This is a genomic window from Pseudoalteromonas sp. P1-11 (genome assembly GCF_001399995.1).
In the GTDB taxonomy this organism is placed as follows: Bacteria; Pseudomonadota; Gammaproteobacteria; order Enterobacterales; family Alteromonadaceae; genus Pseudoalteromonas; species Pseudoalteromonas atlantica.
This window is the reverse complement of the sequence record NZ_LJSP01000008.1, coordinates 22601-36853: the sequence shown is the minus strand read 5'-3', so window position 1 is coordinate 36853 and position 14253 is coordinate 22601. Positions and strand designations below refer to the sequence as shown.

Here is a 14253-nt window from a genome sequence, read left to right as displayed (position 1 = left end):
CAGCATTAACTGGGGCTTTTTAATAACTGTACTTTTTGTTTGGCAATAAGTGACGCTACATACTGCTTTTCTAAATCCCACGGATGACGCTTCCAGCCCTTAAAACCAAAACCGATAATATACACCTGTGCTTGCTGCTTTAAAAAGTGCTCAATGGCTAACATTCCCGAACTGGGTGTTTTAGCTTTAAAAGCAGGTTTGCCAAACGTATTTAAGTGTTTTAATAGTGCTGTTTTATCGTGCTGGGCGATTCGACTCACGTTTGCATGCGGGCTATATTTACGTATTATTTCATCGCCATGGTCAATACAGCCCCTGCGGTTAATTAGCTTATAAAAAGGTTGAGTATATAAGTTAGGTTTTGGGTCAGTGATCATGACATTTTTCAGCTGCGTTATATCTATATCTGGAAACGCTACGCAGAGCATTGCGCCTTGCTTACCTCGCCCTACTAGCCATAAATCAGTACATTTACGGCCTAAGTATGCAGGCATGTTTGCACACATATTAAAGCGCACCACTCTATCAAAGCTGTTTAGGGCTTTACTTACATCCTTTTCGACGGGGCCATTACCTATAATTAACACTGTTTGCTTAGCCATACTACGCTCCTTGTACCTTTATTAGCGCATACTAACGTGCCCGCCACACTTTACCAGCAAACTTATATTAAACTTTTTTTGCAGCCACACACTGTACGGTAAATTAACAGGCGTTACTTTTGATTTAAGGCCTGCTCTGCACGTTCTATTGATTCGTAGCGTTTACCTGTAATTTTTATCAGCCATACTTTATCTGTAAAGGTGCGGCTTAAATACACTGTTTGCCCATTTGGGATTTGCGGCATAAAGGAAGAAATAGATTCCCACTTGCCATCAACCTGCTCTTTTAGCTTCAAGCTAGCGTTAAAGTGCGACCCCTCTGCGTTAGGCTTTACTTCAAGCGCCGTCATTTGCGTATCATCACCAATTTCTATCATTGCACTTTTATTTAATAGCGTGAGTAGCTGAGGTTGATGCGTAGGGCTTAGATTTTTTAAAGCCTGCTCTATTTTACTATCTACGGTAATCTCATTCTGTAATTTATAAATACTGGCCTTAATTGCAAAAACAGGCTCTGCGTAACTGGGGTTTATAAAAAACAGTGAACTGATAAGCACTAACATAGCGCTAGTAAATTTATTCGACATATTATATCTCCTTATTAAAATCGAATTGAGCATACCTTATATTTTGTTAAATTGAATATAAGCTATTAATATTCATAATATTCTTTATATTAATAAGCATGAATATACGCTTTTAGACTATTTATAAATACTAATTTTAGCGATAATAAAACGCTTAACTAATCAAGTAAGAGCAGAGGGTATGCAAGCGTTAGGAATGGAGTTAAAACGCCTTAGAGCAAATAAAAAGTGGACTCAGGCTTATGCAGCGCGTGAAATTGGAATTCAACAGTCGTACCTTTCAAAGCTTGAAAATGGACAGTTTATCCCCTCAACTGAGGTAATTGAAAAGCTTAAACTTTGCTATGGCGAAGGCTGTATTGATAAATGCCTACCTATAAGCTCAGCGATACATAAGCCCTCAAACATCACTTTAATTATGAGCTTGGCTTTATTTATATGTGGGCTGATAGCGTGGTTATGTGCAACATATGAAATTTTTTATCCACAAACCTACTTTACCTATCAAGCAAAGCTAGGTGACTTTTTAGCATTTAACGTCACTCAGCAATACCAAGGCGAACGCTTTATTGAGGGGGATGTGACCTATCAAATTGTAGGAGAAAGGCAAGTCAGTCGAATCGAGAACCGCTTCCTAGTGGTAGGCTCTGCCGTGTGCATATTAATATCTATTGTTGCAGCTTTACTCTCGCAAAGGCATAGGTTTGGTAAATTATAGGCTGTTATTTAGTTGTTCTTGGCAATTACTCCAGTATTACTCTACCTCAAACATCTATACAGTCGTACATCAGAAATTTTTATCTGTCGCTATAAATGCCTCATAACTTAACACGATTGGTATTATTTTCGATTAGTATTAGGACTATTACGTATTCGTGGCGTGCTTTTTTCTCAAGTGTTCTAGTCTCAACCCAAGCTACGGCGCTTCACACCACTGCGAGCAGCTGAGGACTGAAAGCTTCAAACTTACAGCTTTTTTTAAACGCAAACAAAAAGCCCCGGCTAATGCCAGGGCTTTTTTTACAAAACTTACTTAATTTAAAAATTAAGCTTGTTTTGGACTAGAAACAACGTCTACTAAAGTCCAAGATTTATTCTTAGAAATTGGTGCGCATTCACGGATAGTAACTACGTCACCCGCTTTTGCTGTGTTGTTTTCGTCATGTACGTGTAGCTTAGTAGTACGTTTGATGAATTTCCCATAGATTGGGTGCTTCACGTAACGTGCGATAGCAACAGTGAAAGATTTTTCCATCTTGTCGCTTACTACACGGCCTTGAAGAGTACGAATTTTATCGCTCATTATTGACCTGCCTTCTGGTTAATAATTGTTTTTACACGCGCGATATCGCGACGTACTGTTCTTAGCGTGTGTGTCTGAGCTAACTGACCAGTGCTTGCTTGCATGCGCAGGTTAAACTGCTCACGAAGAAGTCCTAGAAGTTCAGCATTTAGCTCTTCTACGCTTTTGTCTTTTAGTTCGCTTGCTTTCATCACATTACCGTCCGAGTTACGAAAGTTGTTTTGAATGGCAGTTTACGAGCTGCAAGGTCAAACGCTTCACGAGCAAGCTCTTCAGAAACACCTTCCATTTCGTAAAGTACTTTACCAGGCTGAATTTCAGCAACCCAATATTCAACAGAACCTTTACCTTTACCCATACGAACTTCAAGAGGCTTTTCTGTGATCGGCTTGTCAGGGAAGACACGGATCCAGATTTTACCTTGACGTTTCACGTGACGCGTCATAGCACGACGAGCTGCTTCGATTTGACGAGCAGTCATGCGGCCACGACCAGTAGCTTTCAAACCGAAAGTACCGAAGCTTACTTTGTTACCGTTTTGCGCTAAACCGCGGTTGCGGCCTTTGTGCATTTTACGGAATTTTGTACGTTTTGGCTGTAACATTACTCGCTACCTCTACTTAGCACTTTTCTTGGCTTTCTTTGGTGCGCGTTTAGCTGGCTTCTCTTGCTCTTGTACTAGTGGTAAACCACCAATAACTTCGCCTTTGAAAATCCAAACTTTAACACCAATGATACCATAAGTGGTTAAGGCTTCAGAAGTTGCGTAGTCGATATCAGCACGAAGAGTATGTAGAGGTACACGACCTTCACGATACCATTCTGAACGTGCGATTTCTGCGCCGCCAAGACGACCGCTAACTTCAACTTTGATCCCTTTAGAACCGATGCGCATTGCATTTTGTACCGAACGCTTCATAGCGCGACGGAACATAACACGACGCTCTAGCTGAGAGGCAATGCCGTCTGCTACTAGTTGTGCATCTAACTCTGGTTTACGTACTTCAGAAATATTAATCTGAGCAGGTACACCTGCGATCTTAGTTACCGCTTGACGTAGCTTTTCAACGTCTTCGCCTTTTTTACCGATAACAACACCCGGACGAGCCGTGTGAATTGTTACGCGGATCGATTTTGCTGGACGCTCAATAACGATTTTAGACACAGAAGCCGCTTTTAATTCCTTTGTAAGGAAAGTACGTACTTTGTGATCGCCAAAAAGCTGATCAGAGAAATCTTTAGAACTCGCGTACCAGGTAGAAACCCAAGGTTTAGATATACCTAGGCGAATACCAGTAGGATGAACTTTTTGTCCCATTACTTATACTCCTAGCTATCTGAAACCACAACAGTGATGTGGCTTGTACGCTTAAGGATGCGGTCTGCGCGTCCTTTAGCACGTGGCATAATACGTTTCATTGTAGGACCATCGTCCACAAAAATCGTAGTTACACGAAGCTCATCAATGTCAGCACCTTCGTTATGCTCTGCGTTAGCAATAGCAGACTCAAGTACTTTTTTAACTAATACAGCCGCTTTTTTCGGGCTGTACGCCAGGATTTCTAGAGCGCGATCGACAGGTAGTCCGCGGATCTGATCTGCAACTAGACGAGCTTTTTGCGCCGAACCAGAGGCGAATTTATGTTTAGCTAATGCTTGCATTTATCATTCCCCTCTTAGCGTTTCTTCGCTTTCTTATCCGCGGCATGGCCACGGTAAGTGCGAGTTGGTGCAAATTCACCTAGTTTGTGACCGATCATTTCGTCAGAAACGAAAACTGGTACATGCTGGCGACCATTATGGACAGCAATGGTCAATCCGATCATGTTAGGTATGATCATTGAACGACGGCTCCAAGTTTTAATTGGCTTCTTTTCACCGCTTTCCAAAGCTTTCTCTACCTTCTTCAGCAAGTGTAGGTCTATAAAAGGACCCTTCTTGAGAGAGCGTGGCATGGCTATTCCTCAATATTACTTAGTACGACGACGTACTATAAATTTATCCGTACGCTTGTTCTTACGCGTCTTAGCACCTTTAGTAGGCTTACCCCATGGAGACACAGGATGACGACCACCAGATGTACGACCTTCACCACCACCGTGTGGGTGATCAACCGGGTTCATGGCAACACCACGAACTGTCGGACGAATACCACGCCAGCGATTTGCACCTGCTTTACCAAGTGAACGAAGCATATGCTCAGCATTGCCTACTTCACCTAGCGTTGCACGACAATCAGATTGTACTTTACGTACTTCGCCAGAACGAAGACGTAATGTTACGTATTGACCATCACGCGCAAGGATTTGAACGTATGCACCAGCAGAACGTGCGATTTGAGCACCTTTACCTGGTTTTAATTCTACGTTGTGAACAGTCGAACCTACAGGCATGTTACGCATAGGTAATGCATTACCAGGCTTGATTGGTGCATCAACACCAGACTGGATTGCATCGCCAGCTTTTAAGCCTTTAGGTGCGATAATGTAACGACGCTCACCGTCTGCATATAATACAAGAGCGATGTTTGCGCTACGGTTTGGATCATATTCCAAACGCTCAACAGTGGCTGGAATGCCATCTTTAGTACGTTTAAAATCGATTAAACGGTAATGATGCTTATGACCACCACCGATATGACGAACCGTAATACGACCATTGTTATTACGACCACCTGATTTAGAGTTTTTCTCTAATAGTGGTGCGTAAGGTTTACCCTTATGTAAATCTGGGTTAACCACTTTAACTAGGTGACGACGACCCGCAGAAGTTGGTTTACACTTTTGAAGTGCCATAATTCTAACTCCCCTTATTACTCGGCGCCGCCGACAAAGTCTAGCTCGCTACCTTCTTTAAGAGTAACGTAAGCTTTCTTCCAGTCGCTACGACGACCGAAACGCATGCCAGTACGTTTTGTTTTACCCTTAACGTTAAGTGTGCGAACACCCGTTACTTCTACTTCAAAAAGCTTCTCAACTGCTGCTTTAATTTCAGCTTTAGTTGCGTCATTTGTTACTTTAAAAACAATAGTATTGTTTTCTTCAGCAGCAATTGTGCTTTTTTCAGAGATATGTGGAGCAAGGATCACTTTTAAAAGACGTTCTTCACGGATCATGCTAGCGCCTCCTCAAGTTGCTTAACAGCAGCAGCTGTAATAAGTACCTTGTCGAAAGCAATTAAGCTTACAGGATCGATACCAGCTACATCACGCGTGTCAACCTTGTACAGGTTACGTGCCGATAAGAAAAGATTTTCATCTACTTCTTCAGTCACGATAAGAACATCTTTAAGCTCAAGTTCTTTAAGCTTAGAAACTAGTTCTTTAGTCTTTGGTGCTTCAAGACCAAAGCTTTCAACAACGATTAAACGCTCTTGACGAACTAATTCAGATAAGATGCTTTTGATCGCACCGCGGTACATTTTACGGTTTACTTTTTGGCTGTGGTCTTGTGGTTTAGCTGCGAAGCTAACGCCACCTGAACGCCAAATTGGACTACGGATTGTACCAGCACGTGCACGGCCAGTACCTTTTTGAGCCCATGGTTTTTTACCACCACCGCTTACTTCAGAACGTGTCTTCTGAGCACGAGTACCTTGACGAGCACCTGCTGCGTATGCAACAACTACTTGGTGTACTAATGCTTCGTTAAACTCACGTCCAAAAGTAGCTTCAGAAACTTCAAGAGCGCCAGAAGCGTCTTTAATTGCTAATTCCATCACTAAATCTCCAGGACTTATGCTTTAACAGCTGGTTTAACGATAACGTCACCGCCGATAGCGCCAGGTACTGCACCTTTAACTAAAAGCAAGTTACGCTCAGCGTCAACGCGAACTAGTTCTAAGTTTTGAGTCGTTACACGCTCAGCACCCATATGACCGGCCATTTTCTTACCTTTAAACACCTTACCAGGTGATTGGTTTTGACCGATTGAACCAGGAGCACGGTGAGATAGAGAGTTACCGTGAGTAGCGTCTTGCATGCTGAAATTCCAGCGCTTAACACCACCTTGGAAACCTTTACCTTTAGAAGTACCGGTTACGTCAACTTTGTTGATTTCGTTGAATAATTCAACAGTAAGCTCAGCGCCTACTTCAAAATCGCCTTCACCACCATTTAGGCGGAATTCCCACAGACCGCGACCCGCTTCAACACCAGCTTTAGCGAAATGACCCGCTGCTGCTTTGTTTACACGGCTTGCTTTTTTAGTGCCTGCGGTTACTTGAAGCGCGTTATAACCGTCTGTTGCGTCAGATTTGATCTGAGCAATGCGGTTAGGAGTCGCTTCGATAACTGTCACAGGGATAGATACACCATCTTCAGTGAAGATACGTGTCATACCCACTTTACGACCGACTAGACCTAATGCCATTTTCCTATAACCTCTCTAATCTTTCGATTAACCCAGGCTGATTTGAACATCAACACCAGCAGCAAGATCTAAACGCATTAATGCGTCAACAGTCTTGTCAGTTGGTTCTACGATGTCGATCAGACGTTTATGGGTGCGGATCTCGTACTGATCACGCGCATCTTTGTTTACGTGCGGTGAAGTTAGTACAGTAAAACGTTCAAAGCGTGTAGGTAGTGGGATTGGACCACGTACTTGTGCGCCTGTGCGTTTCGCAGTTTCCACGATTTCCGCCGTTGATTGGTCAATCAAACGGTGGTCAAAAGCTTTTAGGCGAATACGAATGCGTTGATTTGACATTCTTAAACCTCAATATAAAGAGCATTTAAAGAGCATAAAAAAACGACCGAAACAATCTTAATAATTAAGATGCCGGTTGTTGATTTATATCTACGATGAGTTCCAAATCGGAACTCCTGTTTATTAGCTTGAAATCCAAGCTTAATTTATCCCTTCAAGTTCCAGAGGAATCTTGAAAGCCTGCGTATTATAGTGATATTGGTGATAAATGCAACAACTAATTGCAAATTAATTACGGGTGTAAGGCTGCCCAAATAACCGCCACAGGTTATTTATAGCTATAATTGAACTGCTCAGCGCCAAATTAGTCTTATGTTTATAATTTAACCGATTACGCAAATTACAGGATTTTATAGATATTATGGTATCCTATGCGCTAATTTTGCTTTTAATACTCTCAATATGGTGAGTCGATGCGTTTATTAAATTATTGTTTGAATTTTCTTACTAGCTGCGTAAGCCGTGTTTTGGTAAAAAGTAAGGTCCTTCCCCAAAGCCCAATAGAACAATATGACCTTAATCCTGAACACCCTACTTTTTATATAGTACGTTTAAATTCGCGTTTCGATTTAGCTGCGCTTACTAATGTATGTAAAAAGCATGGTTTGCCTAACCCATGCGAATATCAAACGTTAGGAAACCAAGAGCTGGCACGCTTTATTGGTATTAAAAATCCGCCACCTTTATTTGGCGATACCGCTAAACCGACCGCCGCTTTATCACAGGGTAAGCAAATAGTTGAGCATTTATTAAATAGCGGGCAAAAGAATGTACAAGTGGTGCCGGTAACTATTTTATGGGGGCGCGACCCAGGTAAAGAAAAGCCAGGTATTCGTACCTTAATTACCCACTCTCTTACGCCTAGTTGGTTTAGAAAATTTTTCGTTGTGCTTTTTTCTGGGCGCGATAACTTTATTCGCTTTAGCCAGCCACTCGATTTATCACTTATCGTGAACGAAAAAGCCGACGTAAATGAGCTACCACAAAAACTATTACGAGTTGCTCGGGTGCACTTTAAACGCCAAAAACTGGCCGCTACGGGCCCTAAAATGCCCTCGCGCGAGCAATTATTTAACTCACTTTTGGCTTCGCCGACAATAAAAAAAGCAATTCAAGATGAAGCAAAGTCAAAAGGAATAAGCCAAACAGAAGCCCGCCAAAACGCGTTAAAACTACTAGATGAAATTGCCGCTAATTACTCTGAGGCAATGATACGTGTAGGCGACAGAATTTTAACCTGGCTGTGGACTAAGCTTTATAACGGTATAGATATAAAATACACCGAGCAGATTCATGAGCTAACAAATAAAGGCCACGAGATAATCTATATGCCGTGTCATCGCAGCCACATGGATTACTTGTTACTTACCTATGCTATATACCATCAAGGTTTGGTGCCGCCGCATATTGCCGCGGGCATTAATCTTAACTTTTTCCCTGCCGGTGGTATTTTTCGCCGCTCAGGGGCGTTTTTTATCCGCCGCTCGTTTGCCGGTAATAAACTTTACTCAGCCGTATTTAAAGAGTATTTAAGCCAGCTATTTATTAAAGGTTACTCAGTTAAGTTTTACACTGAAGGCGGGCGCAGCCGTACAGGCCGATTACTACCGCCAAAAACCGGTATGCTCGCCATGACATTGCAAGCAATGCTACGCGGCATAGACCGCCCGGTTTCTATTGTGCCGGTATACATTGGCTATGAACATGTAATGGAAATCAATACCTACTTAAAAGAGCTTGCCGGTAAAGATAAAAAAGGCGAGTCCATTTTTGGTATTTTTAAAGCCATTAAAAACCTTAAAAATTACGGCCGTGGTTACTTAAATTTTGGCGACCCTATTTCTATAAACCAATACTTAAACGACAACCAACCTGATTGGCGCGATGCAATACACCCTACCGATGTGCAAAAGCCGCAATGGCTAGGCCCTCAAGTAGCCGCATTGGCCGACCAAGTAATGGTAAAAATTAATAATGCCGCAGCACTTAACGCTGTGAATTTACTGGCTATGATTTTGCTAGTTAACGACAAGCACGCGTTAAGTAAGCCTAAGCTATTAGCGCAACTAGATTTTTACTTACGCCTACAACGCGATGCAAGCTATAGCGATAAAGTCACGGCCCCCGATGAAACACCAGAGCAACTATTAACACACGCCATTAAGCTTAATAAGTTTGATGTTATTAGCGATGAATTTGGCGAAATTATTGCAATTAACGATAAAGAAAAAACCCTGTTTAACTATTATCGTAATAATATTTTGCACTTATTTGCTGTGCCAAGCCTTATTGCTTTGCACTTATTTAAGCAACACAGTAGTACAGTTGAGCAATGCCAAAAGCTTGTTTCGGCTTTTTACCCTCTGTTTGCAAAAGAATGGTATTTACAGCCGCTAGATGAAAACTACATAAGCCGTATTTTGGCTAACTTTAGCGATCAAAACTTAATTGAGCTTGATGGCGATACCATTCATGTTACTAACACGAATGATTCGTTAGCCAAGCTTGAAATGCTAGGAAGGTCGCTTAGCTTTACGTTACAACGTTATGCTATTGTTGTGGGCTTTATTCAAACCAGTAACGGAATTGAAAAAGCCGAACTAGAGCGTGAAAGCCAAGTACTGGCAAACCGTTTAGGCACCTTACATGGCATTAAAACCCCAGAGTTTTTTGATAAAAAAGTACTGGTAAGCTTTATTGATAATTTACGCGGTGAGCTGCTAATTACTGAAGGTGAAAATGGTATTCACGGTAGTACACAACTGTGTGAAATATACATGTACTTAAAAACCTTATTACCTGCGCGTATATGGCAATCGGTTAGCGACATAGTGCAAGATCAATGTAATTAGCGAGTTGCTGTAATTTAAGCTCTAATTAAACACCATTAAAAAAGCCCCAACATTTAACATGTTGAGGCTTTTTTGTACGTTTAGTTATTAAACAGCGACGCTACATAGAGGCGCTTATCTCTTGGCAAAACCTTTAGCGAAAGCACTGCTAATTTGCGCTTAACAGCCAGTCTATTGCTAGTAAACCTAATCAAATTAACGCTGGCGCATCACCCCTTCTTGAATCGTTGATGCGACTAAATTACCTTGGCGGTCAAAAAACTGGCCTCTTACCAAGCCTCGCCCAGAACTAGCACTTGGGCTGTCTATGGTATATAAAATCCAATCGTCCATTCTAAATGGGCGGTGGAACCACATAGCATGGTCAATCGTTGCCACTTGCATATTTGGCTGCATAAACGATACGCCATGAGGCTGTAATGCCGTAGGTAAAAACTCAAAGTCAGAGGCATACGCTAATAAGTAATTATGAATGCGTTGATCGTCGGGCATATCGCCATTGGCTTTAATCCAAATGTGCTTTACGGGCTCAATAACCTCTGGCTTAAATGGGTTATGAAAAGTAACCGGACGCATTTCAATGGGCATTTCGCGTATAAACTTATTACGGATCACCTCGGGTATGTGGTGGGCGTTTTCTTGATAAAACTCAAGCGACGAGCGAAGCTCCTCTGGTGGCGGTACATTAGGCATGGTTGCTTGATGCGATAAGCCTTCTTCTTCACCCTGAAACGACGCAGTCATATAAAAAATAGGTTTACCGTATTGAATAGCGCTTACTCGGCGGGTGCTAAAGCTTTTACCATCGCGGATGGTTTCTACGTCGTAAACAATCGGTTTTGCGGCGTCGCCGGGGCGTAAAAAGTAAGAGTGTAATGAATGAACAACACGTCCTTTTGGTAGCGTTTCTTTTGCAGCAGACAACGCCTGCCCCATTACTTGACCACCAAATACCGCTCTAAACCCTAAATCTTGGCTTTGCCCACGATATAAACCTTGTTCAATTTCTTCAAGTGACAATAACGATAATAAATCATCTAATACTTGGCTCATTTGCTGTTCTCTCAATCCCCAGATAAGCTAATGATACTATACAATGCAGCTATGTAAATCTAACTAAATGAGTAACGCTATGAATTATTGGCTATTTAAAACTGAGCCCGATGCTTTTTCGATTGATGATTTAAAAACAGCGCCGCAACAAACCACCCTATGGGAAGGCGTGCGTAATTATCAGGCACGTAACTTTATGCGTGACGATATAAAATTAGGTGACTTAGTATTTATTTACCACTCGAGCTGCAAACAAGTGGGCGTTGTGGGTATAGCCACTGTCACTAAAGAAGCCTACCCCGACCCAACCCAGTTTGATTTAAATAGTGACTATTACGATGCGAAAGCCACTAGTGATAAACCGCGCTGGTTTGTAGTTGAAGTAACCTATAAAAGCCATTTAAACAAACGCGTAAGCTTAAAAGACATTAAAGCAAACGAGGCTATTACCGAATTAGCCCTTAAAAAAGCAGGCCGCCTTTCGGTAATGCCAGTCACTCAAAACGACTGGGAGCAAATAATAGCCATGAGCAATTAAGCTCAGTAAGTAAATATCAAGCTGTATTAGTAGCTAACCATTAACGGGCTAAAGCTTGGCTATGTTTGACCTCATTTGGCCGTGTTTGATACGATCCCCCGCGAGTTATAATTGGGGGATTAATGAAACTACTGTATTGGTTAGATGAATGGTTAACGCTTTGCCGTGATGAACAACAAACTAAGCTGCCTATGTGTGGCGGCGACCTACTCGGCGATGTGTATGTAAAATACGAATTTGTTGATTTAAATAAGCCCCTGCTTTTTACTTTTTCCCCCGCGGGCACAAACGTCCAAGAACACGACCTAACCGATGACTTTGCCCCTTGGGGCTATCACTTAGCGCAAAAACAAAATGTTAATGTTATTTCGTTCCAACATTTAGGCAAAAGCAATTGGTTTAGAAGCCGTAATTTAATCTTCTTTTTGGAGCAGCTATCAAGCTTACTTACACCGTTTAAGTGCCGCTTAGGCTATGGCCTTAGTCGCGGTGGTTTTGCTGTTGGCGCGTTTGCAAAATTACTTAAATTAGATCAGGTTTTATTTTTTCATCCTGTTAGCACCAAAAACACCGAAACAGTTCCGTGGGATACCCGCTCCAGCACAGAGCTTGCGCAGCAATTTGATTGGCAAAGTGAGTATAACGACCTCGATTTAGGCCATGCTAAGGGGTATATAATTTATGACCCCACCAATAAAATAGACCGCCTACATGCTAAGCGGTACCCACAACTGACTCATTTAAGAGTGTTTGGCATGGGCCACGGTACCCACGCAAGCTACCTCACTAAGTTTGGCTTTTACAAACAGGTGGCTGTTGACTTTATACGCCACCAGCAGATTGATATAGCGCAGTTTCGTTTGCAAACCAAAACTTTGCGCTTAAAAGAAGAGTATTATCAAAGCCTAAATAAGGCAAATGCGAGTTCGCCTCATCGCTTGGCATTATTAAGTACAGCACATCAAATTTTAGCAGATGAAAAAGAAGTGCATGTGCAAGAACATCAGGCCAAAATAGATATTCAGCCGTTAATAGATGTCGCACTTAAACATCAAGATGAACACCCAAATGATGCTATTCAGTTATTAGAAGTTGCCCAACAAATAGTGCCAGATGATCCGCTGGTTGAGCACAAGCTCAAGCAGCTAGAATAGACCTATGACGGTTTATTCTTCTTTCTTTTTTTGTGACCATGCTTGGGCACAATCGTAAAATACATAAAAAGCCCCAACCACGAAAAAATAATTACGCCTAATAACCAGCCGTTTTTTTCGTGGCCTTGGGTGCGCTTACTATTAACCACTATCACCACGGGTAATATATAAGCGCTTAAAATAATTATTAAAAATACTACTTCATTCATTATTTAACCTAAGCCTTGGTTATTTGGCCAAGCTTTGCCAATCTACTTCATTTGTTAGCACACGTTCAAGGGCAATGTAGTGCAGGATATCGCCCGCATTTACCTTGTAATCAAGTGGCGGATTTAAATCCATATTTTGTGCACTTAAGTTATGCGCCACCCCTAACAAAATAGCATTATAGTCATGCTTAAAATGATGAAATAAAGTGCCAAACTCCATCTCTTCGCATTCACTTGGAATAGCTAGGCTAAACTGCGTGTCGCCGTGCAATGTAGATAATAGCTCTTCTTGTACTCGACTCGAGCCTGGGTCTTGCATTGAGCGTACTAAAATCTCAGCCGACTTAGCGCTACTACACTCTACATTTTGGCAATGCTCAAGCAACATATCGACCTTGGTTTCATCTAAAAAGTGCGCGCTAATATGGCACTCATCTTTAACTAAACGGCTAATACGCAGTGCCGTTGTAAATGTTTGGTCGTCATCTTGCCCATCAATAATAACTTTGTCGGCACGGTTAATAGCTACGCGCTCAAGCTCTTCTAAATCGGTAAAACTTGTTAGGCGGGCAAAGTCGACATTTTCGTTAGTTAAAAATGGGTGATCCATTTGCTCAGTCACCGCCAACAAAATACGGCGGTCGGTACGTTTGGTATCGGCAAGGATATAATCAATCATTTTTTTTGTTCGGGTATCGTGCCAACCAAAAATAATAATGTGGTTGTTACTGTGAGCAAAGTTTTTATCACCAGTCATAGCGCGCCTAATTAAGTAAGTCACTGTTTGCCCTGTTTTTCCTAACAGAACGCCAAATAAAGCTAATCCAAACGGAATTTGTATTAAAGCCACTACCCAACGCCCCAGCTCGCTGGTTGGGCTAAAATCGCCGTAACCCACTGTTGAGGTAGTTACTGTGTAATAGTAAAAAAAGGTCGTAAACGAGGTAAGCGCTTGCTCATTTGCAATAAATAGCAGCCCCCAAGTCACTAACATATGAGCAAGTATTGCAAGCACCACGGCTTGCCAGCTCAGCTGATCGATATGAGCACGAACAAGTAGCGCTAGCCTCTTAAATATTACCGGCATGATACAAAATCTTTGTTAGTAAATTATCTATAAACAGTACGTTACTGTAAGCCATGCTTTTAAGCAACGTTTAAGCCTTTAAGTAAGGCCTGTTACCCTTTTAGGATTAAATTTTGTTCAACCTATAAGATACTCAGGCCCTAAAATATAAGACTAAAT

General features: G+C 41.8%; 20 protein-coding genes. 4 read left to right on the top strand and 16 right to left on the bottom strand.

Annotation, left to right across the window (positions count from 1 at the left end):
• Window positions 1–5: 5 nt before the first annotated feature.
• Together AN390_RS14040 and AN390_RS14035 are read right to left on the bottom strand one after the other, a co-directional pair.
• Complete coding sequence (locus AN390_RS14040) at window positions 6–602, bottom strand: hypothetical protein (RefSeq protein ID WP_055255155.1); 597 nt, start codon at window positions 600–602, stop codon at window positions 6–8.
• Window positions 603–715: 113 nt separating this feature from the next.
• Window positions 716–1189: a hypothetical protein gene (locus tag AN390_RS14035; RefSeq protein ID WP_055255154.1), complete on the bottom strand. Its 474-nt coding sequence runs from the start codon at window positions 1187–1189 to the stop codon at window positions 716–718.
• A gap of 181 nt (window positions 1190–1370) precedes the next feature.
• Here AN390_RS14035 and AN390_RS14030 point away from each other — a divergent pair, with 181 nt between their 5' ends.
• Window positions 1371–1907, top strand: a complete 537-nt coding sequence (locus AN390_RS14030) for a helix-turn-helix domain-containing protein (RefSeq protein WP_024031984.1) — start codon at window positions 1371–1373, stop codon at window positions 1905–1907.
• A gap of 327 nt (window positions 1908–2234) precedes the next feature.
• On the opposite strand, the gene rpsQ is transcribed toward AN390_RS14030, so the two are convergent.
• The 11 genes from rpsQ to rpsJ are packed head-to-tail and all read right to left on the bottom strand — an operon-like array spanning window position 2235 to window position 7201.
• Window positions 2235–2492, bottom strand: coding sequence for a 30S ribosomal protein S17 (rpsQ, locus tag AN390_RS14025; protein ID WP_004588693.1), 258 nt, complete (start codon window positions 2490–2492; stop codon window positions 2235–2237).
• Window positions 2492–2683 carry a 50S ribosomal protein L29 gene (gene rpmC, locus AN390_RS14020; RefSeq protein ID WP_004588692.1) on the bottom strand — a complete coding sequence of 64 codons (192 nt, stop codon included), beginning with the start codon at window positions 2681–2683 and terminating at the stop codon, window positions 2492–2494. Before rpmC ends, rpsQ begins: the two co-directional genes overlap by 1 nt.
• Entirely contained in the window at window positions 2683–3096 is a 414-nt protein-coding gene (gene rplP, locus AN390_RS14015) for a 50S ribosomal protein L16 (protein ID WP_002957890.1), read from the bottom strand. The genes rpmC and rplP overlap by 1 nt, the downstream gene beginning before the upstream one ends.
• A gap of 12 nt (window positions 3097–3108) precedes the next feature.
• A complete protein-coding gene (gene rpsC / locus AN390_RS14010; protein WP_004588691.1) occupies window positions 3109–3810 on the bottom strand; it encodes a 30S ribosomal protein S3 in 702 nt (233 codons plus the stop codon).
• A gap of 11 nt (window positions 3811–3821) precedes the next feature.
• Window positions 3822–4154: a 50S ribosomal protein L22 gene (rplV, locus tag AN390_RS14005; RefSeq protein WP_004588690.1), complete on the bottom strand. Its 333-nt coding sequence runs from the start codon at window positions 4152–4154 to the stop codon at window positions 3822–3824.
• Window positions 4155–4168: 14 nt separating this feature from the next.
• On the bottom strand, window positions 4169–4447 hold the full coding sequence (gene rpsS / locus AN390_RS14000) for a 30S ribosomal protein S19 (RefSeq protein ID WP_004588689.1): 279 nt from the start codon (window positions 4445–4447) through the stop codon (window positions 4169–4171).
• A gap of 15 nt (window positions 4448–4462) precedes the next feature.
• Window positions 4463–5287, bottom strand: coding sequence for a 50S ribosomal protein L2 (rplB, locus tag AN390_RS13995; RefSeq protein WP_004588688.1), 825 nt, complete (start codon window positions 5285–5287; stop codon window positions 4463–4465).
• Between the two features lie 17 nt (window positions 5288–5304).
• Window positions 5305–5607, bottom strand: a complete 303-nt coding sequence (gene rplW, locus AN390_RS13990) for a 50S ribosomal protein L23 (RefSeq protein WP_004588687.1) — start codon at window positions 5605–5607, stop codon at window positions 5305–5307.
• Window positions 5604–6209, bottom strand: coding sequence for a 50S ribosomal protein L4 (gene rplD / locus AN390_RS13985; RefSeq protein WP_004588686.1), 606 nt, complete (start codon window positions 6207–6209; stop codon window positions 5604–5606). The genes rplW and rplD overlap by 4 nt, the downstream gene beginning before the upstream one ends.
• 17 nt (window positions 6210–6226) lie before the next feature.
• Window positions 6227–6862 carry a 50S ribosomal protein L3 gene (gene rplC / locus AN390_RS13980; RefSeq protein ID WP_004588685.1) on the bottom strand — a complete coding sequence of 212 codons (636 nt, stop codon included), beginning with the start codon at window positions 6860–6862 and terminating at the stop codon, window positions 6227–6229.
• A gap of 27 nt (window positions 6863–6889) precedes the next feature.
• Window positions 6890–7201: a 30S ribosomal protein S10 gene (rpsJ, locus tag AN390_RS13975; protein WP_002957900.1), complete on the bottom strand. Its 312-nt coding sequence runs from the start codon at window positions 7199–7201 to the stop codon at window positions 6890–6892.
• Between the two features lie 413 nt (window positions 7202–7614).
• Here rpsJ and plsB point away from each other — a divergent pair, with 413 nt between their 5' ends.
• Window positions 7615–10053: a glycerol-3-phosphate 1-O-acyltransferase PlsB gene (plsB, locus tag AN390_RS13970; protein ID WP_029773518.1), complete on the top strand. Its 2439-nt coding sequence runs from the start codon at window positions 7615–7617 to the stop codon at window positions 10051–10053.
• 195 nt (window positions 10054–10248) lie between these two features.
• On the opposite strand, the gene tesB is transcribed toward plsB, so the two are convergent.
• On the bottom strand, window positions 10249–11106 hold the full coding sequence (tesB, locus tag AN390_RS13965) for an acyl-CoA thioesterase II (RefSeq protein ID WP_004588683.1): 858 nt from the start codon (window positions 11104–11106) through the stop codon (window positions 10249–10251).
• Between the two features lie 79 nt (window positions 11107–11185).
• Between tesB and AN390_RS13960 the strand changes: the two genes are divergently transcribed.
• Both AN390_RS13960 and AN390_RS13955 read left to right on the top strand, forming a co-directional pair.
• Complete coding sequence (locus AN390_RS13960; RefSeq protein ID WP_054983961.1) at window positions 11186–11644, top strand: EVE domain-containing protein; 459 nt, start codon at window positions 11186–11188, stop codon at window positions 11642–11644.
• A gap of 122 nt (window positions 11645–11766) precedes the next feature.
• Window positions 11767–12798 (top strand): hypothetical protein, encoded by a 1032-nt coding sequence (locus AN390_RS13955; protein ID WP_055255153.1) that lies wholly within the window; start codon window positions 11767–11769, stop codon window positions 12796–12798.
• A gap of 2 nt (window positions 12799–12800) precedes the next feature.
• On the opposite strand, the gene AN390_RS13950 is transcribed toward AN390_RS13955, so the two are convergent.
• Window positions 12801–13007, bottom strand: a complete 207-nt coding sequence (locus AN390_RS13950; protein ID WP_004588680.1) for a PLDc N-terminal domain-containing protein — start codon at window positions 13005–13007, stop codon at window positions 12801–12803.
• Window positions 13008–13026: 19 nt separating this feature from the next.
• Window positions 13027–14094, bottom strand: a complete 1068-nt coding sequence (locus tag AN390_RS13945; protein WP_055255152.1) for a potassium channel family protein — start codon at window positions 14092–14094, stop codon at window positions 13027–13029.
• Between the last annotated feature and the right edge of the window lie 159 nt (window positions 14095–14253).

What these genes read in the sequence shown, in the direction of transcription:
- rpmC (WP_004588692.1), bottom strand. Translation starts at nt 2,683, where the DNA reads ATGAAAGCAAGCGAACTAAAAGACAAAAGCGTAGAAGAGCTAAATGCT.
- AN390_RS14040 (WP_055255155.1), bottom strand. Translation starts at nt 602, where the DNA reads ATGGCTAAGCAAACAGTGTTAATTATAGGTAATGGCCCCGTCGAAAAG.
- rpsC (WP_004588691.1), bottom strand. Translation starts at nt 3,810, where the DNA reads ATGGGACAAAAAGTTCATCCTACTGGTATTCGCCTAGGTATATCTAAA.
- AN390_RS13945 (WP_055255152.1), bottom strand. Translation starts at nt 14,094, where the DNA reads ATGCCGGTAATATTTAAGAGGCTAGCGCTACTTGTTCGTGCTCATATC.
- rplD (WP_004588686.1), bottom strand. Translation starts at nt 6,209, where the DNA reads ATGGAATTAGCAATTAAAGACGCTTCTGGCGCTCTTGAAGTTTCTGAA.
- AN390_RS13950 (WP_004588680.1), bottom strand. Translation starts at nt 13,007, where the DNA reads ATGAATGAAGTAGTATTTTTAATAATTATTTTAAGCGCTTATATATTA.
- rplV (WP_004588690.1), bottom strand. Translation starts at nt 4,154, where the DNA reads ATGCAAGCATTAGCTAAACATAAATTCGCCTCTGGTTCGGCGCAAAAA.
- rpsQ (WP_004588693.1), bottom strand. Translation starts at nt 2,492, where the DNA reads ATGAGCGATAAAATTCGTACTCTTCAAGGCCGTGTAGTAAGCGACAAG.
- rpsS (WP_004588689.1), bottom strand. Translation starts at nt 4,447, where the DNA reads ATGCCACGCTCTCTCAAGAAGGGTCCTTTTATAGACCTACACTTGCTG.
- rplP (WP_002957890.1), bottom strand. Translation starts at nt 3,096, where the DNA reads ATGTTACAGCCAAAACGTACAAAATTCCGTAAAATGCACAAAGGCCGC.
- rplW (WP_004588687.1), bottom strand. Translation starts at nt 5,607, where the DNA reads ATGATCCGTGAAGAACGTCTTTTAAAAGTGATCCTTGCTCCACATATC.
- plsB (WP_029773518.1), top strand. Translation starts at nt 7,615, where the DNA reads ATGCGTTTATTAAATTATTGTTTGAATTTTCTTACTAGCTGCGTAAGC.
- rplC (WP_004588685.1), bottom strand. Translation starts at nt 6,862, where the DNA reads ATGGCATTAGGTCTAGTCGGTCGTAAAGTGGGTATGACACGTATCTTC.
- rpsJ (WP_002957900.1), bottom strand. Translation starts at nt 7,201, where the DNA reads ATGTCAAATCAACGCATTCGTATTCGCCTAAAAGCTTTTGACCACCGT.
- rplB (WP_004588688.1), bottom strand. Translation starts at nt 5,287, where the DNA reads ATGGCACTTCAAAAGTGTAAACCAACTTCTGCGGGTCGTCGTCACCTA.
- tesB (WP_004588683.1), bottom strand. Translation starts at nt 11,106, where the DNA reads ATGAGCCAAGTATTAGATGATTTATTATCGTTATTGTCACTTGAAGAA.
- AN390_RS13955 (WP_055255153.1), top strand. Translation starts at nt 11,767, where the DNA reads ATGAAACTACTGTATTGGTTAGATGAATGGTTAACGCTTTGCCGTGAT.
- AN390_RS14035 (WP_055255154.1), bottom strand. Translation starts at nt 1,189, where the DNA reads ATGTCGAATAAATTTACTAGCGCTATGTTAGTGCTTATCAGTTCACTG.
- AN390_RS14030 (WP_024031984.1), top strand. Translation starts at nt 1,371, where the DNA reads ATGCAAGCGTTAGGAATGGAGTTAAAACGCCTTAGAGCAAATAAAAAG.
- AN390_RS13960 (WP_054983961.1), top strand. Translation starts at nt 11,186, where the DNA reads ATGAATTATTGGCTATTTAAAACTGAGCCCGATGCTTTTTCGATTGAT.